At 58.5% G+C, this 25,038-nt stretch carries 19 protein-coding genes and 5 pseudogenes; 11 read left to right on the forward strand and 13 right to left on the reverse strand.

The genetic code is table 11. The annotated features are described in order from the left end of the window. Positions 1-21 precede the first annotated feature (21 nt). A pseudogene (locus AO277_RS06290) lies at positions 22-471 on the forward strand (LysR substrate-binding domain-containing protein); the annotation flags it as partial. On the opposite strand, the gene pstB reads toward AO277_RS06290, so the two are convergent. The 4 genes from pstB to pstS form a co-directional block, all read right to left on the reverse strand. Continuing rightward, on the reverse strand, positions 472-1,251 hold the full coding sequence (pstB, locus tag AO277_RS06295) for a phosphate ABC transporter ATP-binding protein PstB (protein WP_044317934.1): 780 nt from the start codon (positions 1,249-1,251) through the stop codon (positions 472-474). Continuing rightward, positions 1,251-2,135 carry a phosphate ABC transporter permease PstA gene (gene pstA / locus AO277_RS06300; RefSeq protein WP_002553919.1) on the reverse strand — a complete coding sequence of 295 codons (885 nt, stop codon included), beginning with the start codon at positions 2,133-2,135 and terminating at the stop codon, positions 1,251-1,253. Before pstA ends, pstB begins: the two co-directional genes overlap by 1 nt. Then, positions 2,132-3,127: a phosphate ABC transporter permease subunit PstC gene (gene pstC, locus AO277_RS06305; protein WP_044317935.1), complete on the reverse strand. Its 996-nt coding sequence runs from the start codon at positions 3,125-3,127 to the stop codon at positions 2,132-2,134. Before pstC ends, pstA begins: the two co-directional genes overlap by 4 nt. Before the next feature lie 81 nt (positions 3,128-3,208). After that, positions 3,209-4,228 (reverse strand): phosphate ABC transporter substrate-binding protein PstS, encoded by a 1,020-nt coding sequence (pstS, locus tag AO277_RS06310; protein WP_044317936.1) that lies wholly within the window; start codon positions 4,226-4,228, stop codon positions 3,209-3,211. Positions 4,229-4,759: 531 nt separating this feature from the next. Here pstS and AO277_RS06315 point away from each other — a divergent pair. Together AO277_RS06315 and AO277_RS06320 are read left to right on the forward strand one after the other, a co-directional pair. Further along, on the forward strand, positions 4,760-5,044 hold the full coding sequence (locus tag AO277_RS06315) for a hypothetical protein (protein ID WP_044317937.1): 285 nt from the start codon (positions 4,760-4,762) through the stop codon (positions 5,042-5,044). 99 nt (positions 5,045-5,143) lie between these two features. Further along, a complete protein-coding gene (locus AO277_RS06320) occupies positions 5,144-5,446 on the forward strand; it encodes a hypothetical protein (protein WP_031594938.1) in 303 nt (100 codons plus the stop codon). Here AO277_RS06320 and AO277_RS06325 read toward each other — a convergent pair. Beyond that, positions 5,422-7,125, reverse strand: coding sequence for a VRR-NUC domain-containing protein (locus AO277_RS06325; protein WP_044317938.1), 1,704 nt, complete (start codon positions 7,123-7,125; stop codon positions 5,422-5,424). The genes AO277_RS06320 and AO277_RS06325 overlap by 25 nt on opposite strands. Positions 7,126-7,293: 168 nt before the next feature. Here AO277_RS06325 and AO277_RS06330 point away from each other — a divergent pair, with 168 nt between their 5' ends. Continuing rightward, positions 7,294-7,809, forward strand: a complete 516-nt coding sequence (locus AO277_RS06330) for a nucleoside 2-deoxyribosyltransferase (protein ID WP_044317939.1) — start codon at positions 7,294-7,296, stop codon at positions 7,807-7,809. A 14-nt stretch (positions 7,810-7,823) separates the two neighbouring features. Here the strand turns inward: AO277_RS06330 and AO277_RS06335 are convergent, their stop codons facing one another. Further along, positions 7,824-8,726 carry a LysR family transcriptional regulator gene (locus AO277_RS06335; RefSeq protein WP_002553925.1) on the reverse strand — a complete coding sequence of 301 codons (903 nt, stop codon included), beginning with the start codon at positions 8,724-8,726 and terminating at the stop codon, positions 7,824-7,826. Positions 8,727-8,832: 106 nt separating this feature from the next. On the opposite strand from AO277_RS06335, the gene AO277_RS06340 reads away from it, so the two are divergent. After that, positions 8,833-9,921: an AbrB family transcriptional regulator gene (locus AO277_RS06340; RefSeq protein WP_044317940.1), complete on the forward strand. Its 1,089-nt coding sequence runs from the start codon at positions 8,833-8,835 to the stop codon at positions 9,919-9,921. 23 nt (positions 9,922-9,944) lie between these two features. Here AO277_RS06340 and AO277_RS06345 read toward each other — a convergent pair whose 3' ends face one another. The 5 genes and pseudogenes from AO277_RS06345 to AO277_RS06360 form a co-directional block, all read right to left on the reverse strand. Continuing rightward, complete coding sequence (locus AO277_RS06345; RefSeq protein WP_002553927.1) at positions 9,945-11,189, reverse strand: D-mannose isomerase; 1,245 nt, start codon at positions 11,187-11,189, stop codon at positions 9,945-9,947. Between the two features lie 125 nt (positions 11,190-11,314). Continuing rightward, positions 11,315-12,184: a methyl-accepting chemotaxis protein gene (locus tag AO277_RS29615; RefSeq protein WP_371411869.1), complete on the reverse strand. Its 870-nt coding sequence runs from the start codon at positions 12,182-12,184 to the stop codon at positions 11,315-11,317. Further along, positions 12,173-12,943, reverse strand: a pseudogene (locus AO277_RS29620) (MCP four helix bundle domain-containing protein); the annotation flags it as partial. The pseudogene AO277_RS29620 and the gene AO277_RS29615, both read right to left, overlap by 12 nt. Before the next feature lie 180 nt (positions 12,944-13,123). Then, positions 13,124-14,263: a glycerate kinase gene (locus tag AO277_RS06355; protein WP_044317942.1), complete on the reverse strand. Its 1,140-nt coding sequence runs from the start codon at positions 14,261-14,263 to the stop codon at positions 13,124-13,126. A 111-nt stretch (positions 14,264-14,374) separates the two neighbouring features. Beyond that, positions 14,375-15,326, reverse strand: a pseudogene (locus tag AO277_RS06360) (sugar diacid recognition domain-containing protein). A 227-nt stretch (positions 15,327-15,553) separates the two neighbouring features. Here AO277_RS06360 and AO277_RS06365 point away from each other — a divergent pair. Next, on the forward strand, positions 15,554-16,645 hold the full coding sequence (locus AO277_RS06365) for an alpha/beta hydrolase (protein ID WP_044317943.1): 1,092 nt from the start codon (positions 15,554-15,556) through the stop codon (positions 16,643-16,645). Positions 16,646-16,658: 13 nt separating this feature from the next. On the opposite strand, the gene AO277_RS06370 is transcribed toward AO277_RS06365, so the two are convergent. Continuing rightward, positions 16,659-17,372, reverse strand: a complete 714-nt coding sequence (locus AO277_RS06370) for a FadR/GntR family transcriptional regulator (protein WP_044317944.1) — start codon at positions 17,370-17,372, stop codon at positions 16,659-16,661. A 469-nt stretch (positions 17,373-17,841) separates the two neighbouring features. Between AO277_RS06370 and AO277_RS06375 the strand changes: the two genes are divergently transcribed. The 4 genes and pseudogenes from AO277_RS06375 to AO277_RS06390 all read left to right on the forward strand — a co-directional run bounded on the left by AO277_RS06375 (position 17,842) and on the right by AO277_RS06390 (position 22,360). After that, entirely contained in the window at positions 17,842-19,167 is a 1,326-nt protein-coding gene (locus tag AO277_RS06375) for an MFS transporter (protein ID WP_044317945.1), read from the forward strand. Between the two features lie 52 nt (positions 19,168-19,219). Further along, positions 19,220-20,572, forward strand: coding sequence for a glucarate dehydratase (gudD, locus tag AO277_RS06380; protein ID WP_044317946.1), 1,353 nt, complete (start codon positions 19,220-19,222; stop codon positions 20,570-20,572). Positions 20,573-20,719: 147 nt separating this feature from the next. After that, a pseudogene (locus tag AO277_RS06385) lies at positions 20,720-21,363 on the forward strand (DUF1345 domain-containing protein). A gap of 40 nt (positions 21,364-21,403) precedes the next feature. After that, positions 21,404-22,360 carry a D-2-hydroxyacid dehydrogenase family protein gene (locus AO277_RS06390; RefSeq protein WP_044317947.1) on the forward strand — a complete coding sequence of 319 codons (957 nt, stop codon included), beginning with the start codon at positions 21,404-21,406 and terminating at the stop codon, positions 22,358-22,360. A 49-nt stretch (positions 22,361-22,409) separates the two neighbouring features. Here the strand turns inward: AO277_RS06390 and AO277_RS06395 are convergent. Beyond that, positions 22,410-23,426, reverse strand: a pseudogene (locus AO277_RS06395) (MCP four helix bundle domain-containing protein). A gap of 327 nt (positions 23,427-23,753) precedes the next feature. Between AO277_RS06395 and AO277_RS06400 the strand changes: the two are divergent. Continuing rightward, positions 23,754-25,025 (forward strand): cellulase family glycosylhydrolase, encoded by a 1,272-nt coding sequence (locus tag AO277_RS06400; protein ID WP_044317948.1) that lies wholly within the window; start codon positions 23,754-23,756, stop codon positions 25,023-25,025. Positions 25,026-25,038: the final 13 nt, after the last annotated feature.

Here is a 25,038-nt window from a genome sequence, read left to right on the forward strand (position 1 = left end):
CAGACGTTTCATCATGCCAGCCCGACGGCGGCAAAACGCTGGACGCTGCGCAACGTGCAGCCACGGCTGGTACGCGCCGACAAACCACGCGGCCCGATGAGCATCGACGAATATTGTTCACGACCTCATGTGGTGGTGTCGCACGTGGCCAGCATCAGCAGCTTTGCCGATGAGTGGCTGACCGCACTGGGTCGCAAGCGTCAGGTCGTGTTGTCAGTGCCGCAGTTCGCCACCCTGCCCGCACTGATGGCTGGCACCGACATGATTTCGGGCCTGTCCGACTACGCGGCCAAGGCCATGAGCGCATTGGGTTTGCTGTATGACGAGCCGTTGCCCTTCCCCACGCCGGGGCTGGACCTGTCGATGACGTGGCTGAGTGTGATGGACAGCGACCCTGCCGAGCGTTGGCTGCGCAGCAGGGTCGAGGAATTCATGGGCGAGCGCCAGGAAGCGCCCGCCCTGGCCGGCTGATCAGCCGAAACGACCGGTAATGTAGTCTTCGGTCTGGGTCTTGGAAGGTTTGGTGAAGATGGTGTCGGTGTCGCCGTGCTCGATCAGTTCACCCATGAACATGAAGGCGGTGTAGTCGGAGCAACGCGCCGCCTGCTGCATGTTGTGGGTCACGATGATCACGGTGAACTGCTCCTTGAGTTCAGTGATCAGCTGTTCGATACGCCCGGTCGAAATCGGGTCAAGTGCCGAGGTGGGCTCATCGAGCAGCAACACCTGAGGGCGCAGCGCGATGGTGCGGGCGATGCACAGACGCTGCTGCTGACCACCGGACAGACCGGTTGCGCTCTGCTTGATCTTGTCCTTGACCTCATCCCACAACGCCGCACCACGCAGTGCCTGCTCGACGCGATCTTCCATTTCCCGACGCGACAGCTTTTCGTGGTGCTTGATGGCATAGGAAATGTTGTCGTAGATCGACATCGGGAACGGCACCGGCTTCTGGAACACCATGCCCACATGACTGCGCAGGCGGTTCATCGAGTAGCCAGGCGCCAGGATGTTTTCGCCATTGAGCAGCACTTCGCCGCGCGCTTCCTGTTTCGGGTACATCGCGTAGATACGGTTGAAAACGCGCAGCAGGGTCGATTTACCGCAACCCGACGGGCCGATGATCGCAGTGATGCGCTTCTCGGGGATGGTCATGTCGATGGACTTCAACGACTTCTGGTTGTTGTAGAAAAACTCCAGACCGCGCACTTGGATCTTGGTCTTTTCGTTGGCCAGGGAAAGGTTGTTCATCAGGACGCCCTATTGCGCAGAAGAATTAAGCGAGACAGCAGACTCAGTATCAGTACGAACAACGTCATGACCAGCGCACCGGCCCATGCCAGAGAGTGCCAGTCATCGAACGGGCTCATGGCGTACTGGAAAACCACCACTGGAACACTGGCGATTGGTTTGAGCAGATCGCTGCTCCAGAACTGGTTGCCGAAAGCGGTGAACAGCAGCGGCGCGGTTTCGCCGGTGATACGTGCCAATGCCAGCAATACGCCGGTAACCACACCCGCCTTGGCAGCGCGCAAGACGATTTGCAGAGTCAGCTTCCATTGCGGCACACCCAGCGCCAGTGCGGCTTCACGCATGGTCGAGGGTTGCAGTTGCATCATTTCGTCAGTGGTACGCACCACCACCGGGATCACCAGCAATGCCAGAGCCAGCGCACCGGCAATCGCCGAAAAGCCCACTTGGTGGCCTGTCACTGCGTTGAGCGGCAGTACCACAACGGTGTAAACGAACAGGCCGAGCACGATGGAAGGTGCCGACAGCAGGATGTCGTTAATAAAGCGTACTGCGTTACCCAGCTTGGTGTAGCGAGCAAACTCGGCCAGCCAGATACCGGCCATCAAGCCGATTGGTGTACCGATCAACAGGCCTATGCCGGACATCAGCACGCTGCCGTAGAACGCGTTGGCCAGGCCACCCTCGGTGCCAGGTGGCGGGGTCATGCCGGTGAACAACTGCAGGTTTAGCGCGTCGATACCCTTGATGATAGTGGTCAGCAGAATCCACACCAGCCACAGCAGGCCGAAGGCAGTGGCACCACAGCTGAGCACCATCGCAATCTTGTTCTTGATGCTGCGAACCCGATACAGGCTCTCGCTGCCTGTCACATCCTTACTCATAACCCCTCCTTACGCGAAAGGCGCGACAGCATCAGACGTGCAAGGGCCAGCACGATGAAGGTGACCACAAACAACAGGAAGCCAAGGGCGATCAGTGCCGAACGGTGCAAGTCGGTATAGGCTTCGTTGAACTCGTTGGCGATCACCGAAGCAATGGAACTGCTCGGCATCATCAGCGATGCAGAGAACTGATGGGCGTTGCCCAGTACAAAGGTGACCGCCATGGTTTCACCCAGCGCGCGTCCCAAGCCGAGGAACACACCGCCGACCACTGCCGAACGGGTGTAAGGCAGCACGATGTCCCAGACCACTTCCCAGGTGGTGCCACCCAGTGCGTAGGCCGACTCTTTGAGGGCTACGGGTACAGTGCGGAAGACTTCCTGCATGACCGAGGTAATGAACGGCGTGATCATGATCGCCAGCACGATACCGGCGGTCAGCATGCCGATACCCAGCGGCGGGCCTTGAAACATCGGACCGATCAGCGGCAGTGCGCCGAGGTTTTCGGTGATCCAGGGTGACAGGTGTTCAGCCATGAACGGGCCAAAGACAAACAGCCCCCACATGCCGTAGATGATCGACGGGATACCTGCCAGCAGCTCGATGGCCGAGGCAATCGGCATGCGCAGCCAAGGCGGAGCTACTTCGGTCAGAAAGATTGCAATGCCGAAACTCACCGAGACGGCGATCAGCAAAGCCAGAAAAGAGGTAACCAGGGTGCCGTAGATCGGAACCAGCGCGCCGAACTTGCCGGCGTTCACGTCCCACTCGGTGCTGGTCAGAAAGCCAAACCCGAAAGTCTGGAATGCCAGACTGCCGCCCCACAGGGTCGACAAGGCAATACAACCCAGCAAAGCAAGCACCAGCATTGCTGCGGCCTGCAATGAACGCTTGAACCACAGGTCATGACGATGATCCCGTTTGGCGCGCTTCTCGCCCTCGGACTCACCAGCGGAGACGTTAGCGGACAGGTATTGGGGGTTTTCAGTCATGTTGAGGCCACTCGCAAGGAAAAGCCCCTGTCACCGAGCCTATATCGCGGCTGATGACAGGGGTGGTACGGGTTGAATCACTTACTTGGTGAATTCCGTTTTCCAGTAGCTTTCCACGCGTTCAACCAGCGATTTCGGCAATGCTAAGTATTCCAGCTTCTCGTCCTGTTTCTGGCCGTTTTCCAGGGACCATTTGAAGAAGTCGAAAGCGGCTGCGCTTTTCTCTTCGTTCTTGGCTTTCTTGTACATGATGATCCAGGTGGTCGCGGTGATCGGCCATGCAGCCTCACCCGGCGCGTTGGTCATGATCAGGTTGAAGTCTTTGGCGCTCGCCCAGTCGGCAGTGTCAGCAGCGGCAGCAAAAGCCTTGGCGTCTGGCTTGATGAATTTGCCGGCAGCGTTTTTCAACTGGGTGTAAGACAACTTGTTGGTCGTCGCGTAGGAGTACTCAACGTAACCGATCGAACCCTTGATCTGTTTCACGTAGGCAGAAACACCTTCGTTACCCTTGCCGCCCACACCGGCTGGCCACTGCACGGTCGAACCGAACTTCAGCTTCTCGTTCCACTCCGGGCTGACTTTGCTCAGGTAGTTGGTGAAGTTGTAAGTGGTACCCGAACCGTCCGAGCGGTGAACAACGGTGATCGCAGTATCAGGCAGCTTCACGCCCGAGTTCAGGGCAGTGATTGCCGGGTCGTTCCACTTCTTGATGTCGCCCATGAAGATCTTGGCGATAGTTGGGCCGTCCAGCTTCAGCTCGCCACTTTCAACGCCTTCGACGTTGACGATCGGCACGATACCGCCGATGACGCTTGGGAACTGACCCAGGCCGCCAGCCTGCAGGTCCTCAGCGGACATAGGGGCGTCGGATGCACCGAAGTCAACAGTCGCTGCCTTGATCTGGGCAATACCGCCGCCCGAACCGATGGACTGATAGTTGATACGGTTATCCTTGGTTTTGCTGTAGTCCTGGGACCACGCTGAAATAACCGGGTAGACGAAACTCGAACCAGCACCTGTGACATCAGTCGCATGGGCCACACCGCTGAGGCACAGCGAAGCGATCAGAAGCGACAAGCGTTTTTTAGTCAGCAGTATCACGGTAATACCTCAGTCCAGGAGATTGTGTGGTGGCCCAGTTAAGGAGGCCCGAGGCGGATTTAAAACCTGAAATGTTGCTGTTTCATGACAATCCAACGAATCGTGTCGGTGAGGGAACTTTTTTGTAGGCGATTTCCTACGCTGCCGACGCTGAAAAACCCTGTAGAGCCCAATGTTTACGGCGAAATCATGCCCCACAGCGCAAAATAGCTTTTTGCCACCCTTAGATAGATAGCCAAACGCCATCTGCGTTATAAAAATGTAAGAAAGTATGATTTTAAGAATCGTTGGGGATGACCAGACGGTCACGTTATAGCTAAATCAACTTAAAACTGTTCCAAACACGCTGATCAAGCCTATGTAATCAGACGAACGCGAAAGGTTTGAAACCGCCGAATCAAAGAGTCGGTATCAAGTGCGCGCGCGTGGCACACAGCTACTGTTCGTCGGGTTAAAGGGCACCTATGGCCACTGGCCAATGACCAATATACGTACGTTAAAGAACTACTTTAAAACAACGGAGTAAGCATCATGATCAAGACCAAACTGACTGCCCTCACCCTGGCAGGCCTGATAGCCGTCGCTTCGGGTGCAGCCTTTGCTGAATCGACGACCAGCTCTGAAACGCCAATCAACAAGAATGCGACCAAGCTGCCGGGCACTAACACCCAGCCGATGGACCGCACCTCTTCCGAAACTCCTGGCGCGCAAACAGACAGCAAAAAAGCGGCTGCCGAAAAGTCGATGAATCATGACAAGGGTGCACATGGCACGCACGACAAGAGCAACGTTACTGAAAAAACCAAGACTCAGTAATTATGCTTCTGACGCGGGCAGGACAACATGTTTTGCTCGCGGGTCAGTGGCAGATCCCGTAACACCGTTCTACCCCATTGCACTCACGGAGGTTGCAGCATGATCAGGAATAGATTGGGGGCATTAGGCCTTGCAGCACTGCTGGCGCTCTCGTGCGCAAGCGCATTCGCAGGCTCTACAGGCCCGACGAACCCGGTAGGCGACGGTCCGAAAGTACCCGGCACCGGAACGGAAAAGAACGTGGACGGAACCAGTCCCGGCGCGCCAGGCACAAGCCCCGGCACCAAAGGCATGGACCCGCTGCCCGGAAAGAACGGCAGTGCGGCTGACAAGCCTCATGACTCGAAACAACCGCATGACGCCAATCACCAAGACAGTCAGGATGAACACAAAGCGCCTTGATGGCAGGCCAGCTCTTCAATGACGTCGGCAGCATGTTCAGTTGCCCACTGCACATAACACACCTCCACCGGCATACCATGCTCGGCGCAGAAATCCAGCCAGCGCAGTTGGTTGTCCTGGAGACGATCCCCTGGTCCTTTGACCTCTATCATTCGATAACGCCGCTGCTCCGGGAAGAACTGGATCAAGTCCGGCATTCCGGTCCGGTTGGCTTTTACATCCTGCAACAGACGACGAAACCAGTGACGCAGGTGCTCAGCGGGCAGGCAATACAGTGCCTGCTCCAATAGCTGCGGCGTCAATGCAGCCCAGAATACGAAGGGTGATTGCAGGCCGAATTTGCTTTGAAAATGCTCGCGAATGGTCGTCAGATATTCACCTGACTCCAGTTGCATCAGGCAGGCATCGAACAATGCCACCCTGTTTTGATAGAAATCCGGGCTGTACAGATCGCTGGGTGCACTGTGAAACGGGTGAAAGAATGCGCCAGGCAAGGGCGCGAAAATGGCCTTCCAGCACAGCAGACCAAACAGGGAATTGATCAGCGCATTCTCGACGTAATGCACTTCCCCACCCTGCTCTTGTTCAAGGTGCTGGCGTATCAGACGTTCGACACTCACCCCCGCCAATGGCGCAACCTGCACGTCCAGCCGCGAGACGATACGCGCCGCGCGCCTGCGCTCGACCGTCAGGCCGAGCTTGCGTTGCAGTCGTGGCAACACGCGCGACAAATGCTGAACCTCGGCATCACTTTCCGGGGCACTCCGCGCCTGCTGCACAAGCGTCATGGCGGCTGCGTATTCGGCGTTGCGTTCCAGCACCCGGATCTGCCGCGAACGCGCGCCGGGGTAGCTGGACTGACGGTACACCGCCATCGCCAGAGGCCAGTCCTGCAGGCGCTCGGCCTGTTGCCCGATGCGAAACAACAGTTTGGCGCGGCGCATATGCAACCACGCATTGCCGCACTGGACCGCGATGACCTGTTCGGCCAGCGCATGCAGATCGATGCAGGCTTCCAGCGCTTCTCGACAGGCATGCAATTGCAGGCACACATCGATGTCGGCGCGCTGATTGATGACGCGCGACTGCACCGAAAATTCGACCTTTTCGTAGCGGTAGATACCCAGATCAGCCAGCACGAACTCCGACCACTCCTGATACAGATTGCCGAAGTACAACAATCGCAGGCGGTCACAGAGCGGCATGATGTTCAGGCCGAACACGGCGTCAGACAACGTCGGGTGCCATTGCTCAAGTGCCTGTGGCGCTTCATACAACGGCTGCAAGCGCTCCAGCCATGCCTGCTTGCGCTCTGGCCCCTTGACTGCATGGGCTTTGAAGCACTGGGTCAGCTCGTCGCGGCGCAGCAACTGGAACAGTTCGCTCAAACCCAGTGGCGGGCTGGTGACGACCCAGCCGCGATCCAGCAGCGGCTGCACTGCCTCAAGAGGGTCGCCGATTTCGACGTAACTCAGTTTGCTGGCCCGAAACAATACGCCCTTGCGCATCACCATGCGTACCAGCAGACCCTGGGCACGCACGGGCGCCTCGGCAAACTCGCTGATGAAACGGCGCTCGGCTGCGTCGAGCAGGTCGTCGTAGCGCAGGGCAATCCAGGCAAGGACCTGCCGGAAGTTTTCCAGGTAATAGAACGGATTGTCGAGAGGAGCAGTATTCAAGGCCAGCGTTCACATGAAAATGATCAGACTGGACAAGAATACTGGTTACCCGTACAGATTCCAGCTCAAATACCTGCTGAGCGCCGGTCGGCCGATCAATGGCACGTATCGCGGCCAGACAGTCGGCCTTAGAATCAGTGGGATAACCTCTGTAGCCAAGAGTCGGATATGCAAACGCCACTGGTTTATCTCGCAGGCTTCGACGTGTTCCGGCCAGACGCCGTCGAGTACGGACGCTACCTCAAGGCGTTATGCTCGGCACACGGGCTTGAAGGTTTGTACCCCTTCGACAATGAAGTGACGCTCGGGCGCACGCCGCACGAAACTGCGCAGCAGATTTACTCGATGAATGTCGCAATGATTCACCGCTGCGCTGCCGTGCTGGTCAACCTGAATGTGTTTCGCGGTCTGGAGCCGGATTCGGGCAGCGCATTTGAAGTCGGTATGGCGGTGGCATTGAACAAGCCCGTTTGGGCGTACTTCGAGCCGGTGACCTCGTTGCGCGAACTGGTTTCTCATGATGAACACGGGTTTGATCGCGACGGCTTTATGGTTGAGGACTTCGACTTGCCCCGCAACCTGATGCTCGCCTGTAGCTGGGCGGGTACCAGCTCTACAGTGGAGCTGGGTGCCGAGGCACTGGCAAGGTACCTGAATGGCTTAAAGGTCATGCCCGGCGAGTAGCTGAACGCACGCGCTCACCCCCAACCCAGAAAGTCCCCGCCGTTGTCACGCAGCATCTGCAACATGCCCTCTGCCGCTGGCGACAGGTAGCCGCCCTTGCGCAGGGTCACGCCGATGGTGCGTTTGAGCGTGGTCTGTTCCAGTGGCACTTCACGCAGGTGTTGCATGGTCTTGCCAAACTCCAGCGACTCGCGGGCGATGAAGCTCAGCAGGTTGCTTTGAGCAATCAAGCCTGGCAACAGGGAGATCGAGTTCGCCTCGATCTGCACTGTCGGCAGCGGCAGGCCGTTGGCAGCAAAGGTCGCGTCCAGCCACTTGCGTGATGAAACGCTGACTGGCGGAAGTACCCAGCGATACGCGCAGAGGTCACTCATCTTCAATGAGGTCTTGAAGATCGGGTGGTGTTTGCTGGCGACCACCACGGCTTCGTCCCTGAGTATGGCGAAGCTGGTGACGTCTTCGCTGTCGGGTGCCAGTGCGCAGATGATCATGTCCAGCTGCCCTGAACGCAGCGACTCACGCAACAGGTCATCCTGGCCTATCACCAGCTTGAAAGTGACATCCGGCGTACGCTGTAACAGGGCCGAGGTCAGTTTCGGCATCAGGTATTCCGCCATCGTCGCGGCGCAGCCGACGCGAATGTTGCCCACCATGCCACTGGCGAAATCCCTTACTTCCCGCTGGGTCTGGGCAATGCTCTGCTGCAGTTCCTTGCCGCGTGCCTGCAACAGCTCACCCACCGGGGTCAGTTTGATGCGTCGGCCGTCACGCTGAAACAGCCGCGTTCCGAATGATTCCTCCAGCCGCTGAATGCTTTTTGTCAGCGCGGGCTGACTGCGATTGAGCTTTTCCGCGGCTCGCCCGAGGTGGCCCAGTTCGGCAATGGTTTCAAAATAAGTGAGATCGCGCAGGTCCATATCTATCAACCAAAGTTATCAATTCATGATTATTAGAAAATAGACTTGATCGGTTGCCAAGTCGATACTGTTTGCATGTGATCCACCCGATTCAAGGAGAACGTCCTTGTCACACGCTTCACGCTTTTCACTTTCCACCCTTGCCCCGTCGACTCAATGGACGGGCCTGATCCTGATGGCCGGTGCTGCCGGTCAACTGCTCAAACTGTTCAATATGCCTGCTGCGATGTTCCTCGGCCCCATGCTGGTTGCTATCGGCTTTGGCGTGTCGGGCGCCACCATCCGCATGCCCAAGCGGGCGTTTCAACTCGGCCAGGGCACCGTTGGTGTGCTGATTGCGCATGCCATGTCAGTCAGCGTATTGCTCACGGCGCTACAGTCCTGGCACGTCATGCTCCTGGCCACGATCCTGACTGTGGTGCTGAGCGCGGCGGTGGGTCTGGTACTGGTGCGCTTTGGCGGAATCCCGAGTAACACTGCCGCCTGGGGCACGTCGCCCGGCGCGGCTTCGGCGATGGTCGCCATGTCCGAGGATTACGGCGCAGACTCGCGAGTCGTTGCCACCATGCAATATGTGCGCGTGGTCTGCGTGGTCACCATCGGCGCGCTGGTCAGCCATTTCATCGGCGCACCGGATTCCGGGGCTGACCTGCACAGCACCGCAGCCGCCTTACATAGCCTGAACCTGATCGACCTCGCCCTGAGTCTGGCAGTGATCGTAACGGGCGTAGCACTGGGCTCGCGCCTGCCAGCGGGTGCCTTACTGGTGCCGTTGATGCTGGGCGGCGCGCTGCAACTGAGCGGCGTCATGCAGATCAGCATTCCTGACTGGCTGCTGCCAATTGGCTATGGTGCTATCGGCTGTTATGTAGGGCTGCGTTTCGACCGGCCGACAGTGCAATACGTGTGGCGACGACTGCCGATGATGATTCTGGCCTCACTGCTGCTGATCGTTCTGTGCGCCCTGTCGGCCTGGCTGATTGCAGCGATGATGGGCAAGGATTACCTCTCAGTGTACCTGGCAACCAGCCCGGGCGGCCTGGACACCATGGCCATTATTGCCATCGATACTCATGCCGATGTCGGCTTCGTGCTGGCCATGCAGACCCTGCGCCTGTTCGGCGTGATCCTGACCGGCAGCTTCCTGGCCCGGCAGATTATTCGCCTGAGCGACAAACGCATCCCTGCGCTCTGATTGCCGATGCCAGGCTCAGCCGTTCACTCATGCCCCGCCAGAGCACTGGCCAGGCTGGGTGCCAGCGGCAACACCGGCAACAGCGTCGCTTGATAGGCGTGATAAAGGTCCGGCTTGCCCGGCCAGATATCAGCACTTGGTTCGTTGCGCTGGTTCAGCTCATGGCGCCAGCTGCCATGCTCATGATCGATGAACAGGGTCTCGTTGAATTCCCAGAAACGGCGATACCAATCTTCGTACTGTTGCTCGCCGGTACGTTGCAGCAACGCTGCAGCAGCAGCGGCCGCTTCGCAGTGGGTCCAGTGCAGGCGATGACGGACCACTGGCTGGTTCTGCCAGTCAAGGGTGTAGACGATACCCGGCGCACCGTCGACATCCCAGCCGTAGCGGCAGGCATTGGCAAACAGCTGGCGGGCGTCATCCAGTAACCATTCCGGATTTGAACGCCCGGCGTGGCGACGCGCGGCCTCCAGATGCAGCACCAGCCGTGCCCACTCGAAGGCATGCCCCGGCGTGGTGCCGAACGGCCGGAAGCCATCAGCCGGGTTTTCGCGGTTGTAATCGGGCAGCGGTTGCCAGTTTTGTGTGAAGTGCTCGATGACCTGAAAATTGTTGGCCCCGGCATGTTGATGGATCACCCGCTCGACAATGCTCAACGCCCGGTCGAGCCATTGAGCATCGCCGGTCACGTCGGCCAGCGCGAGGAAGGCTTCGGTGCTGTGCATGTTGCTGTTGGCGCCGCGATAGGCCTCTTCGTTGCTCCAGTCCTGCGCAAACGACTCACGCATGGCACCTTCCTGCTCGCTCCAGAAACGGGTCTGGATGATCTGGATGGCCTCGGAAAGCAATGCTTGCGCGCCAGGCCGCCCCGCCACCACGGCAGAACTGGCCGCCAGTGCGACGAAAGCGTGCAGATACGCCTGTTTGTCGGTTTTGCCGCCGTCTTCGAGCGCGGCACTGAACCAGCCATCGTGTTCGGCATCGCGCAACGGGCCACGCAATGCGGCGATGCCATGATCGACCAGTGCGGCACAGCCGGGTATGCCTTGCGCATGGGCCATGGCAAAACAGTGGGTCATACGTGCGGTATTCATGGTTTCGGCCGTGGCGCCGACCATCAGACGGCCGTAGTCATCCAGACTGCCAAAACCGTTGTCGAGTCGGGAAGCCTTGGCGAAGGTCAACAGACGGTTGCCTTCCAGTGCCAGCCATTGATGATGGGCTGGCGAGCGCAGCCAACTGCTGAAGGTGTGATTATTATTATCCATGACGCGATGCCGCCCCCTTCGATAAGGTTGTGCCCAGACTGTACCGGAGGTCATTTCGACCGAGGGCATAATGCGCGTCCGGTCGATCGTCGGCAAGCGGACACAACCTGTATCAATGTAGGGTTTTACACCTTGAAGCGTGAGACCACCTGATTCAGGTCAGCAGCAAGACGCGACAATTCATGACTCGACGCACTGATCTGGTTGGCACCCTGAGACGACTGCATGGACAGATCGCGAATGTTGACGATGTTGCGGTCGACTTCACGCGACACTTGCGCCTGTTCTTCCGCAGCGCTGGCAATCACCAGATTACGCTCGGAAATCTGATTGATCGACGATGTGATCTCACTCAACGACTCGCCCGCGCCCTTGGCCAGCGCCAACGTCGAATCGGCCCGGTCGTCGCGGCTGGTGTTCATCGAGTCGAGCGCCTGCGCAGAAACGCTGCGCATGGCATTGACCATCGAGTCGATTTCCAGCGTCGACTGCTGGGTGCGATGCGCCAACGCACGGACTTCATCCGCCACTACCGCGAAACCACGGCCCGACTCGCCCGCGCGCGCCGCCTCGATGGCCGCGTTGAGCGCCAGCAGGTTGGTCTGTTCGGCAATCGAGCGGATCACGTCCAGCACCTTGCCGATATCCTGAGACTGATTGGCAAGGTTCTGCACCAGTGTCGAGGTGGCCTGCACGTTGTCGGTCAGTGTCTGGATCGACTGCACCGTCTCGATCACCCGCGTCTGGCCTGCCAGTGCCGAGGTACTGGACTGGGTGGAGGCGTCCGACGTGGACACGGCGTTACGCGCGACTTCTTCTACCGCCGAGGTCATTTCGTTGATCGCCGTGGCGGCCTGATCGATCTCTGCATTCTGCTGGTTCAATCCGCGATAGCTGTCCTCGGTGACCGAGTTTAGCTCGGTGGCCGCCGACGCCAGCTGGGTAGCCGAGCTGCCGATGTGGCGCATGGCTTCACGCAGATTGACCTGCATCATTGCCAGCGCACGCAGCAGTCGGGTGACTTCGTCTTCGCCGTCGACCTCGATGGTATGGGTCAGGTCGCCGTTGGCAACCTGCTCGGCAGCAGTGACGGCACGTTGCAACGGCCCCACGATACTGCGGGTCAGCCAGAGCGCCAGACCGATGGTGCACAATGCGGCGATAACGACAAAGACAATGACGATGTCACGCGATTTGTCGTACTGGGCTTCGGCCGACTTGCCTTCGGCATCCACCTTGGTGACATAGAAATCAGCCAGATCATTGAGCTGTTTGCCGGAGCCATCGACGATCTGCTTCATATCGACCAGCAGCAGCTTGTTCAGACCGGTGCTGTCGCCCTGCCCGGCGAGAACAAAAGAGCGATCCAGCGCGCTGCGGTATTGACCCATGGTGACCATGAACTGGTCAGTCAGGGTCTTCTCTTCAGGGGTGTCGACGAACGTCTTGAGAATGCCCAGCTTCTTGTCCAGATCACCCAGACGTACGTCGAGCTGCCCGCGATAGGTCGGAATGCTTGCAGGGTCGGTGTCCAGCGCCATGCGCAAGGAGATGGTCCGGATACGCAGCATGATTTCCCGGATATCGTTGACCACTCGCATGCTGGGCAGCCAATTGGTCTCCACTGCCACTTCGCTCTGGCGAATGGTCGACATCTGTACCAGCGCGAACCAGCCAAGTAAAGCCACCAACAGGGAAATCAGGGTAAAACCCAGACCGGCACGACGAGCGATTGTGAGTGTGCGTAGATTCATGACCAGTGCTCTTTTGTATTTGGAGGGCAGTATCTGACGCCAAGTTGTCAGACAACCGAGAGCGTATCGTCCTTGTCCGACAATTCTTTAGGATTGCTGGTGATAATCAGGTTTTTTACTCAAAATGCCGATCGGCCAACTGGACCGAGCCTGTGCAAGGCGCTGCCCGAAGGGCAGCCTTCAGCGTCCTGCCGCCATTTGCCAGAGCCGCGCCAGGTCACGCGCGCGGTCGTGCAGCAGGCGACTGGCATCGCGACAGTCCTGCTCAAGGCTCATCGGCCCGCTGGCCAGCGCGAAGGCCGCGCCAATGCCGTGCGGGTAAAGCTGTTCGTAACCTTCGCCCAGCGTTCCAGCCAGCACGATCACTGGCACTTGCTGGCGTTGCGCGACTCGTGCGACGCCAAGCGGCGTCTTGCCGCGCAAGGTCTGCGCATCAAAACGGCCTTCGCCGGTGATAACCAGGTCGGCCCCGGTCAACGCCTGCTCCAGCCCGGTCAGCTCGGCAACCACCTCAACGCCTGCGCGAAACGAGGCATTCAGATACGCCTTGGCAGCAAAGCCCATTCCGCCTGCCGCGCCGCTGCCAGGGCTGTTGCGCTGGTCCAGACCGAGGATCCGCGCCGAATGGTCGGCGAAACACCCAAGTGCGGCATCCAGCGCCACAACCTGCTCGGGCGATGCGCCTTTTTGCGGGCCGAAGATATGCGAGGCGCCATTCGGTCCACACAGAGGATTATCGACGTCGGCGGCAATCTCGACGCACACGTCAGACAAGCGCGGATCAAAGCCGCTCAGGTCGATACGGGCCAGATCGGCAAGCGCGAGACCGCCCGGTGGCAAGGGCTGATCGTCGGCATCGAGAAAGCGTGCGCCCAATGCCGAGAGCATGCCGCTGCCGCCGTCGTTGGTTGCGCTGCCACCGATGGCCAGAATCACGCGACGGGCACCCGCATCCAGTGCCGCCGAGATCAACTGGCCCGTACCTGCTGTGCTGGTCACACAGGCATCGCGCTGTGCCAGCGTCAGTAATTGCAAGCCACTGGCCATGGCCATTTCGATGATTGCCGTTCTGCTCTCGGCCAGCCAGCCCCAATGAGCCTGGACCGGATCGCCCAGCGGTCCGCTGACCCGGGCGCTCATCAGTTCACCATTGCAGGCTGCCAGCAACGCTTCGATGGTGCCCTCCCCGCCATCTGCCATCGGGCATTTGATCAGTTGGGCATGCGGCCAGACCTCGGCCAGACCACTGGCGATGGCGTCGGCAACGGCCTGTGCACTGAGGCTGTCCTTGAACGAGTCGGGGGCGATGACTATTTTCATTGTTGTTCTCCATATCCGATGCTCGCATGCTCTCATCCGCCACCGGGTTTGCCGCCAGCCCTTCGCACAACGATCGGCAACCGTTATCGGGCATTTGAACAAAAACCGTGTTCAGTCGTGACGAGTGATCATCTGCGTGCCCAGATACAGACGCAGCAGGTCATTGGTCTTGTAAGGATCGCAGCCGGTCAGCTCGCCGATCTTCTCCAGCCGGTAACGCAGGCTGTTGCGATGGATGCCCAGGGCTTCGGCGCAGGCCTGGCTTTCGCCGCTGTACTCGAACCATTTGCACAGGGTGTCAAGCAGTTGTACGTGGTTATGCAAACGGCCAATCGGCTCGGCGACGTCTTCAGCCAGCCAGTCGTGGCGGTAGCGCCAGAACAGCACCGGCAAACGGTACGCCTCAAGACGCAGCAAGCGTTGCCCCGGCAGAGCCTGACTGGCGTAATCGAGCAGATCCCGCGCCGCCGCACAGGCATGACGCAAGGCAGGCAGGTCAGCAGACTGAGCCACGGTGGCCATGCGCAGCACCGGCCAGCGGTGCTCATCGAACTGCTTGAGCAGCAGCGCATCGTCACGTTCCTTGCCAGTGGCGCGGCACCAGTACAACAAGGTGGGCTCGCGCAGCACGCACCAGCTGTCGGCGTAACGCGTGCCAAGCCAGCAGGTCTTCGCTGCGCTGTGCCCGCCATTGCAGGTCAGCCTGCTGACGACGGTGTTCCATAAGCATCTCGGCGGTCATCTTCACCAGCTCGCCGTACACCCGGACCTCGTCGGGCTCGCCGGTGATGCCGAGCACGCCGACCAATTGATGGTCAAGCATCAGCGGCAGATTGACCCCCGGCTTGACGCCACCGAGCTGCAACGCCGCCTGCGAATCAATTTCCACCACCTGCCGGTTGGCCAGCACCCGCTGCGCGCCCTCATGACGGGTACACAAGCGCTCGGGGTCGCCACTGCCGATGATGATACCCAGGTAGTCCATGACATTGACGTTGTAGGGCAGAATGGCCATGGCCCGGTCGACGATGTCCTGGGCCAGCGCCCGATCAAGGGCGAACATGAAAAGCTCCAGACGCGTGGCAAGGCTTGCAATGGTTAGGCATATGGATACATTTTGTTGAAGTTATAGAACGCCCGAGTGTGCCTGAAAGTGGTCACCGGCGCGACGTACATGGCAGAGTGCCCGCGTCGACCTTTTGAATTTCCACACACGTGCACAGGCCCCTTTTGATCAAATCCCGACTCGCCAGTCTGCTCTCGCTATTGACCCTGCAAGCCTGCACCTCAATGGCGGAAAGCGAAGCACCGACGCAGCGTTTTGAAGACTACCGTCAACAAACCATTGAACTGATCCGCAAGCAACGCAACTTCCAGACCGCCGACCATGAGGCCGAACTGGGCTGGAACGCGCCGCGCCAATGGACCCCGACTGGAACGCCTAAAGGCTGCGTTCTGCTGGTGCACGGGCTGGGTGACTCAGCGTGGTCATTCAATGACGTGGCACAGAAACTCGCCGATCAGGGCTATCTGGTCAGGACTGTGCTGCTGCCGGGGCATGGCACTAGGCCCGAAGACATGCTCGAAGTGCGTCTGGAGCAGTGGCAGCAGGTGGTGCGAGAGCAGACGCAACAGCTAAGCCGCGAGGTGCCGAAAGTCTATCTGGGGGGCTTTTCAACCGGGGCCAATCTGGTGCTCGATTACGCCTATGACCACGAAGAAATTGCCGGGCTGGTGTTGTTCTCGCCGGCATTTCGTTCCAACAGCGGCTATGCCTGGCTGACCCCGTGGATCGGCTGGGCCAGGCCGTGGCTTGCCGCCCCCAACGACGGCCTGCGCCCGATGCAGACGCCGGTTCGTTACATGAACATGCCCACCAACGGTTTCGCCCAGTTCTATCGCAGCAGCGCGCTGGTTCAGGACCGCCTGCATCAACGTCGCTATGACAAGCCGGTGTTCATCGCCATCGCCGAGCACGACTCGGTACTCGACACTGATTACGTGCTGGACAATTTCAGCCAGCGCTTCAGTAACCCCGCCAGTCGCCTGATCTGGTACGGCGACCTGCCCGCCCGCGCTGCCAATACGCCGCGCGTCGAGGTGCGCAAGGACTACCTGCCGGAATACCGCATCAGCCGCTTTTCCCACATGGGCCTGCTTTTTTCAGCGGATAACCCGCTTTATGGCGTATCCGGTAGCCAGCGCATCTGCTGGAACGGCCAGAGCACACCGGACACCGCGAAATGCATGGCGGGCGAGCCGGTGTGGTATTCGGACTGGGGCTATACCGAACCGGGCAAGATCCACGCACGCCTGACCTTCAACCCGTATTTCGAGTGGCAAACCCAAGTGATGCTCGGCGTGCTGAATGCAACACAGTAAAACTCAAAGGCTCTTACTCCAGCGGCACCAGTCGCTCACGGCTGTTGCTCAGGTGCGTCCACATCGCCGCACGCGCTGCATCCGGGTCCTTGCGGCGAATAGCGCTGAGCAGTGCTTCGTGTTCAAGGTTGGCCAGATAGCCTTGATGCGCGAGGTTATTGCCCGCCCGCTCGCTTGACGCAATGCGGCTACGCGGAATGATCGCGCTGCCCAGGTGCTGCATGATTTCCATGAAATACGGGTTACCGGTGGCTTCGGCGATGAGCATGTGAAAGCGTTTGTCGGCCTCCACACAACTGTCGTCATTGGCCAGCAGGTCCTGATAATCATCCAGTGCCTGACGCATGGCCGCCAGTTGCTCATCGGTGCGGCGCACAGCCGCCAGCGCGACGGCCTGGGTTTCCATGCCAATACGCAGTTCGATGATATCGCGCACCCGTGAAACGGTTTCAACCTTCAGACGCAGGCCGGTCTGGTCACTGCGCTCCAGCACAAACGTACCGATACCGTGGTGGGTCACCACCAGCCCTGACGCCTGCAACTTGGAAATGGCCTCGCGCACGACAGTGCGACTGACGCCGTGCTCACGAACGATCTGGTTTTCGGAAGGCAGCTTCTGACCGGGTGCGATTTTGCCCAGCAAAATACGCTGGCTCAGTTCGGTGACCAGATCGGTGGCCAGGCTGTGCTGACGACGTTTGGGCGCTGCGCTGACAGGCTCTTGCATGGCGAATGAATCCTGACTTGTCTGGTCGGGCTGCCGTATCACGTTCATGACAGCGCGAATGTGAGGTTGAGTGCGCAAAAAGGCCGGTGGCATCGGCCTGCGCAGTTGTCTTACTTGTATTACAAGCTATCTGTCGCTGTCAAAGCTCTTGATTTACCTCGAAGCGTTTTTTTCAACAGCACAGCTTGAAAGAAACGGCCCGTGAATAGGTCATACCCGGCTCATAAAAAAGGCCGATACCCAGCAATCAATGGGTAAAAATATTAAATTAACATCATCATACTGACGCGCCCTGCGCATGTACCTGCATCCAGAAAAACTTTCCCAATCGTCCAAATCATCAGCATCAGGGGATTGCACAAGCCTTTTTTACTTGTATGATGACCGACAATGCGAAGGACACACTTCGCACATACCCGCATAAAAACAACGAGTGGGAGATTCAACTGTGAGCACATCCAATTCCAGGATGGCCGACGGCACTGATTCGGTTCTGAGTTCAGCCGTATCGAAGGTCAAACGTCACGTCCTGCCGCTTTTCGTCATCATGTTTATCGTCAACTACATCGACCGGGTGAACATCGGCTTTGTGCGTTCGCACATGGAGCATGACCTGGGTATCGGTGCTGCTGCCTATGGCCTGGGTGCCGGACTGTTCTTCATCGGTTATGCCCTCTTCGAAGTCCCTTCCAACATCCTGCTGCAGAAAGTCGGCGCACGTATCTGGTTGACGCGGATCATGCTCACTTGGGGCATCGTTGCTGCCTGCATGGCCTTCATCCAGAACGAAACCCACTTCTACATCCTGCGTTTTCTGCTGGGTGTGGCCGAGGCAGGCTTCTTTCCAGGCGTGATCTACTACTTCACCCGCTGGTTGCCCGGGGTTGAGCGCGGCAAGGCAATTGCCATTTTCCTCAGCGGCTCGGCCATCGCTTCGCTGATTTCGGGACCGTTATCAGGCCTGCTGTTGCAGATCACCGGTTTCGGAATGAAAGGCTGGCAGTGGATGTATTTCATCGAAGGCATGTTCTCGGTGGGCCTGTGCTTCTTCGTCTGGTTCTGGCTGGACTCCAAACCGCACGACGCCAAATGGCTGACCCGCGAAGAACAGGACGCGCTGGTCAGCGCCATCGATGCCGAACAGGCTGCCCGCGAAGCGGCGACGCCAGTCAAAGCCTCCATCGGCAAGTTGCTCAAGGACAGCCAGATCATTCTGTTCTGCCTGATCTACTTCTTCATTCAGTTGACCATCTACGCAGCGACCTTCTGGCTACCGAGCATCATCCGCAAAATGGGCAGCCTGACTGACTTTGAAGTCGGCATGTTCAACTCCATTCCATGGCTGCTGTCGATCATCGGCATGTACGCTTTCGCCACGCTGTCCACCAAGTGGAAACGTCAGCAGGCGTGGGTAGCCATTGCGCTGCTGATTGCCGCTGCCGGGATGTTCATGTCCACCACTGGCAGCCCGATCTTCGCCTTCGTTGCCATCTGCTTTGCAGCACTGGGTTTCAAGTCGGCTTCGTCGCTGTTCTGGCCCATCCCGCAAGCGTATCTGGATGCACGTATCGCCGCAGCGGTCATTGCGCTGATCAACTCGGTGGGCAACCTGGGTGGCTTCGTGGCGCCGACCACTTTCGGCTTGCTGGAAGAGCACACCGGCTCGATCCAGGGCGGGCTGTATGGCCTGACGGTCACATCGATCATTGCCGCGATCATCGTCTTCGCTGCGCGCAATACGCCCAAGCCAGGCGCGACTCCGGTAGCCGCCATCCATACCCCGGCCACGCATTGATGCAGGTTCGAAGCGACGCCATTACAGGCCATATTTTTTTACGGGATCAGCTATGAACATTCAACAAGCCAACATCACCAGCAAGGCCCCTGTCATTACCGAGATGCAGGTAGTGCCAGTGGCTGGCCATGACGACATGCTGCTCAACCTCAGCGGCGCGCATGGCCCTTACTTCACCCGCAATATCGTGATACTCAAGGACAATGCCGGGCATATTGGCGTCGGCGAAGTGCCGGGTGGCGAGTTGATCCGCCAGACGCTGGAAGACGCACGCTCGCTGGTGGTCGGCAGCAGCATCGGCACTTACCAGAAGATCCTCAATGAGGCACGCAAAGCCTTCGCCGATCGCGATTCGGGCGGCCGCGGCCTGCAGACCTTCGACCTGCGCATTGCCATTCACGCTGTCACCGCGCTGGAAGCCGCCCTGCTCGACCTGCTTGGTCAGCACCTGGACGTACCGGTTGCTGCATTGCTGGGCGAAGGTCAGCAACGTGATCAGGTCGAGATGCTCGGCTACCTGTTTTATGTCGGCGACCAGCGCAAAACCGACCTGGCCTACCGCAGCGAGCCCGACGCCGATAATGACTGGTTCCGCATTCGTCATGAAGAAGCGCTGACTCCGCAGGCGGTGGTCCGTCTGGCTGAAGCTGCGCACCAGCGTTACGGCTTTCAGGACTTCAAGCTCAAGGGCGGCGTACTGAGCGGTGACGCAGAGATCGAAGCTGTCACGGCGCTGGCTGAGCGTTTTCCCGATGCGCGTATTACCCTTGACCCCAACGGAGCCTGGTCGCTCAAGGAAGCCATCCGCCTGTGCCGCGATCAGCATCACGTGCTGGCGTATGCCGAAGACCCGTGCGGCGCGGAAAACGGTTATTCCGGTCGCGAAGTCATGGCCGAGTTCCGGCGCGCCACCGGGCTGAAGACTGCCACCAACATGATCGCCACCGACTGGCGGGAAATGGGCCATGCCATTCAATTGCAATCGGTGGACATTCCACTGGCTGATCCGCACTTCTGGACCATGCAGGGCTCGGTACGTGTGGCGCAGATGTGCAACGAGTGGGGTCTGACCTGGGGCTCGCATTCCAACAACCATTTCGATATTTCTCTGGCAATGTTCACCCACGTTGCCGCTGCGGCGCCGGGCAACATCACGGCGATTGATACCCACTGGATCTGGCAGGACGGCCAGCGCCTGACCAAGGCCCCGTTGCAGATTATCGGCGGCAAGGTCGACGTGCCCAAGCAGGCGGGGCTGGGCGTCGAGCTGGACATGGACCAGCTGGCCAAGGCTCACGAACTCTACAAAGGCATGGGCCTGGGCGCACGCAATGACGCAGTGGCCATGCAGTTTCTGATCCCGGACTGGAAATTCAACAACAAGCAGCCTTGCCTGATGCGTTGAACCAGCTTAAAAAACCACTCGCCGCCTGCTGACAATCTGGCTGGCACACGGCGCGCAACCCCCTTGCGCGCCGTTTTTTTCAAATCCGGCTTGGCATGCAAAATGGGCATGCTACTGTCTCGTAATCTCCTGTAACGACTAGACCGCATGAGCCATCTTGCCCGCACCCGCCCTCGCCTGACGCTCGCAGCTTTGGTTGGCCTCATGCCTGGGCCTGGCTGATCCCCCACGCAACACTCACGCAGAGCCTGCTGACCGGCTGGGACACAGGGGTATGGCTGTATCTGATCCTTATTTTCGTTCGCACACTGCGCAGCAATGCCGACGATGTCCGCCGAGTCGCGATGATGGAAGACGAAAACGCGGGCGTCATTCTGGTAACGGTCTGCGTGGCGGCACTGGCGAGTCTGGCGGCGATCATCTTCGAAGTCGCGAGCAGCAAGGGCCTGTCCAGCGACGCCAAAATGCTCCATCACGCCTTTACCGGTCTTACCGTCATCGGTTCCTGGCTGATGATCGGGGTGATCTTCAGCCTGCATTACGCACGCATGTTCTATACCTGGAAAGGCAAGGAGCCCGCGCTGGCGTTTGTCGGCGGAGAAAAGCACCCTGACTACTGGGACTTTCTGTACTTTTCGTTCACCCTCAGCGTTGCGGTACAGACCTCCGATGTCGGCGTCGCGACCCGCGAAATGCGCAAGGTTGTGCTTGGTCAGTCGTTGATCTGCTTTGTGTTCAACACCGCGATTCTGGGATTTTCGATTAATATCGCTGCCAGCCTGTTCAATTAGTGCTCGGTTTCATACAACCCCGTCAAGAGGCCTTCAGACAATGACCCCGTTGAAAATCGCAGTGCTCGATGATTGGCAAAACATAGCCAGCGATGTGGTGGACTGGTCGGTGCTCGACTCCGCGGGCGACATCAGCTTTCTGCACGACTTCCCGGCCGACACCGCAACCATGGTGCAACGGCTGCAAGGCTTCGACATCATTTGCCTGATGCGTGAACGAACCCTGTTCGATGAGGCGCTGCTCAGCCAACTGCCTGCGCTCAAATTGCTGGTCACAGGCGGCATGCGCAATGCGGCGATTGATATCCCTGCGGCCAAGCGCCATGGCATTGTGGTGTGCGGAACAGAAAGCTATAAACACGCGGCACCGGAACTGACCTGGGCGCTGATCATGGGCATCACCCGCAATCTGGTGGCCGAGGCCAACTCTTTGCGTGCAGGCAACTGGCAGGTCGGGCTGGGCAGCGACCTGCACGGCAAGACCCTGGGCATTCTCGGGCTGGGCAGTATCGGCAAATGGATTGCCCGCTACGGTCAGGCGTTCGGCATGCAGGTCATTGCCTGGAGCCAGAATCTAACACCCGAAGCCGCTGCCGAATCGGGCGTCACGTACGTCAGCAAACAGCAACTGTTCGAACAGGCGGACGTGCTCTCGGTGCACCTGGTACTCAGCGACCGCAGCCGTGGCCTGGTGGACGCGGAGGCACTGGGCTGGATGAAACCGAGCGCCTACCTGATCAACTCGTCCCGCGGCCCAATCATCGATCAGGCTGCGCTCATCAAAGCCCTGCAACAACGCCACATCGCCGGCGCCGCGCTGGACGTGTTCGACATCGAACCGCTGCCCGCCGATCACCCGTTCCGCACGCTGGACAACGTGTTGGCAACACCGCATATCGGATACGTCACCGAAAACAACTACCGGACCTTTTATGGGCAGATGATCGAAGACATTCAGGCCTGGCATGCGGGGTCGCCGATTCGGGTGTTTGGGTGACGAGTCCTGCAACTTAACGACACTGCGCCTGCGCCGAGGCTCTGGCCTGCTACAACTGAAAATGCCTCAACCTTTCGTTCAGGCCGTTGGCAAGCTCTGCGAGTAGCTGACTTGCGCTGGTGGTCTTGTCCGCGCGAGCTGCCGACTGGGCCGCCAGGTCCCGAATGCGCACCAGGTTGTTGTCGACCTCGCGGGCGACTTGCGCTTGCTCTTCGCAGGCGCTGGCGATTACCAGGTTGCGATCATCAATGATCATCACCGAGTTGGCGATAGAGGCCAACGCTGCGTTGGCCAGTTCTGCCTGCGCTTTGGTGCGATGCGCCTGCTCGCGGCTTAGCGACAATGCCGCTACGGTGTCCTGGGTGCCTTGTTGTACGTGCACCCTGCCCTTCTTGCGCAGCACGAGCAGACGCCTTTGACTCTTCTGAAGTGGAAACAGCATTACGCGTGACTTCCTGTACCGCCTGGCTCATCTCGGTCACCGCAGCGGCAGACATCTCTATTTCGCTATTCTGTACACGCAGGTCAGCGTTGTTATCGCGCATCAATATGTTCAGTTCTTCGGTCGCCGTGAACAATTGTCCCGCCGCCTGCCCGACATGGCTCAGCGTGTTTCTGAGGTCCAGGCCAGCAGACGGCCTGCGTCCTCCTGGCCTACCGTGATCAGTGCGTGAACCTGTTCGGCATGGCGCGCGTAGTCTTTAAACGTCTTGCCCACGCCCTCAATCAACTCCCGCTCGCCCGGTGAATCGATGAAAGGCTGGTACGCATCTATGGCTTTTGCGAACACTGATTCGCGCTGCATTAATTCATCGCGCGCCTGAACCAGTTGATCGGCACTGCGAGCGGATAACATTTTCATTACGTCGTAGCGTGTGTTTGAAAACGCCAGAGCAATGGCGTCGCCCAAGGCAATTCCGGGCAATGAGTCGTTTTCGATCTCAAGGCCTTTGGCACGAATACTGGACAACTGTGCCAGGCTGAAAATACCCAATCCCAAGACCAACAAAACCATGACAGCAAAGCATGCCAACGTTCGCGTGGCTATTTTAAAACGACGATCCAGATAGCAAACCCTTGTTGAGCGTCGATGACCGCCACCCTCTAAGAAAAAGCTAAAAAATCAGTCATCAGGCTTTTTGTTGCCCTACACGCTCTATGTAGGAAAACCTCCTCGCCGCCAGATACAATTCAGATACACTAAAGTACAATTTCGCCAAAAAACCATCCAAAAAGAACAAAAAAAAGCGAAACACTAATAAAAGCGTCATCGAAACGTCACCAATCATCAAGATGAACACTGTCATTCAATACGTTATCGCTTCCCTGGCGACTCATTTTTCTGTTTCACCGAGCGCAGCCACTTTTCGCAAAGAGCCCACAGAGACATTCGATGAACATCCATACCGCCAGGTCCTATGACCCCCTCACGGCCACCAGTGAAAAGCCTGCAACGGCATACAGAACCACGCGGGCCGTGGACGCTGGCGTTACTGAGGCGAACCCTGAAAAGCAGGCGAAACTCGACACCTATACGGCCTCCGACAGCCGCTCCGCCGAGACACCGGAAGCGTCCCCTGCTTATACAAGAATGATGCTCAGCCGAAATACCCGGTCACTGGAGAGCGAAGATTCCTCGTCAGACACGGCTCTGCTTGCCAGTCAAAAAGCGCTTGTCAGCCAGAACGACACAAAGGCTGTTGGCAGCGAAGTGGCCGCGGTGAAGGACAGCACGGCCCTTTCGGACGCAGAAAAAAAAGCCAAGGAAGCAGAAAAGGCCGCTTCTTCAGAGGCAGCCAAAGCTGCCCAGACCGTCTCGCGCGGGGGAGCCAACGCCAATCCTGATGACATCGCCACACCTGCTGCTGCCACGAAGATGATTCAGGACCTGAAAACGATTGGAGGCGGGACCTTACGCTTCCAGATGACGCATGATCAGATCAAGAACGCCAGGCAGATGGATAAGCTCAGGGCATTGCTTAGCGAAGGAGACAAACAGGGTGTGAAAGTTCAGTTCACCTTTCGCGACAATGCGAACCAGGGTGGCGGAAACGTGCTGACCGGAGAAAAGTTGAAGCAGGCCTCGGCCGACATCAGTAATGTGATCAAAAAGTTTGGCAGTCGTACCAGTTTCGTACTGGACACTTTCAATCAGGGCGGCAAAAGCGCCAGTCAGGACTGGGCTGACATGCAGACCACATTAATTAAAGCCGCGCGCAATTCCGGCTATAAAGGAACTATTGTTGTCGAGGACAGCAACTGGGGAGGTGGCCTGACTGCTGGCCCGCAAAGCGGCCTGGTCAAGTTTGCCGATCAATTAAAGGCCGCCAATGGCGAAGGCAACCCTGCCCTGATTGGCAGTTTTCATGTGTACGCCAGGGAAAGCGAAGCCTCTTCCCGGCTCGGAAAACAGATCAAGGCACTGCGAGAGGCTGGTTATAAATTCCAGATTGGCGAAGTGGGTAACGCCAAATTTCTGGTAGGAAACACGTTCCAGCAAAAGGACGAAGCCACCAAAGCCTTGCAGGATAATATGACCGCTCTCAAAGCAGCCGGAGCGGACATTCTACCTGGCAAGGACCAGTTCCAGGATGGCAAACTTCGCCGCCGTGCCGGCTTTTCAAAGTCAGATCGAGACTGTCAGAAATTTTGTGTTCGGGCATAACATGTAGCTAGAG

The organism is Pseudomonas amygdali, from assembly GCF_002699855.1.
GTDB lineage: Bacteria > Pseudomonadota > Gammaproteobacteria > Pseudomonadales > Pseudomonadaceae > Aquipseudomonas > Aquipseudomonas amygdali.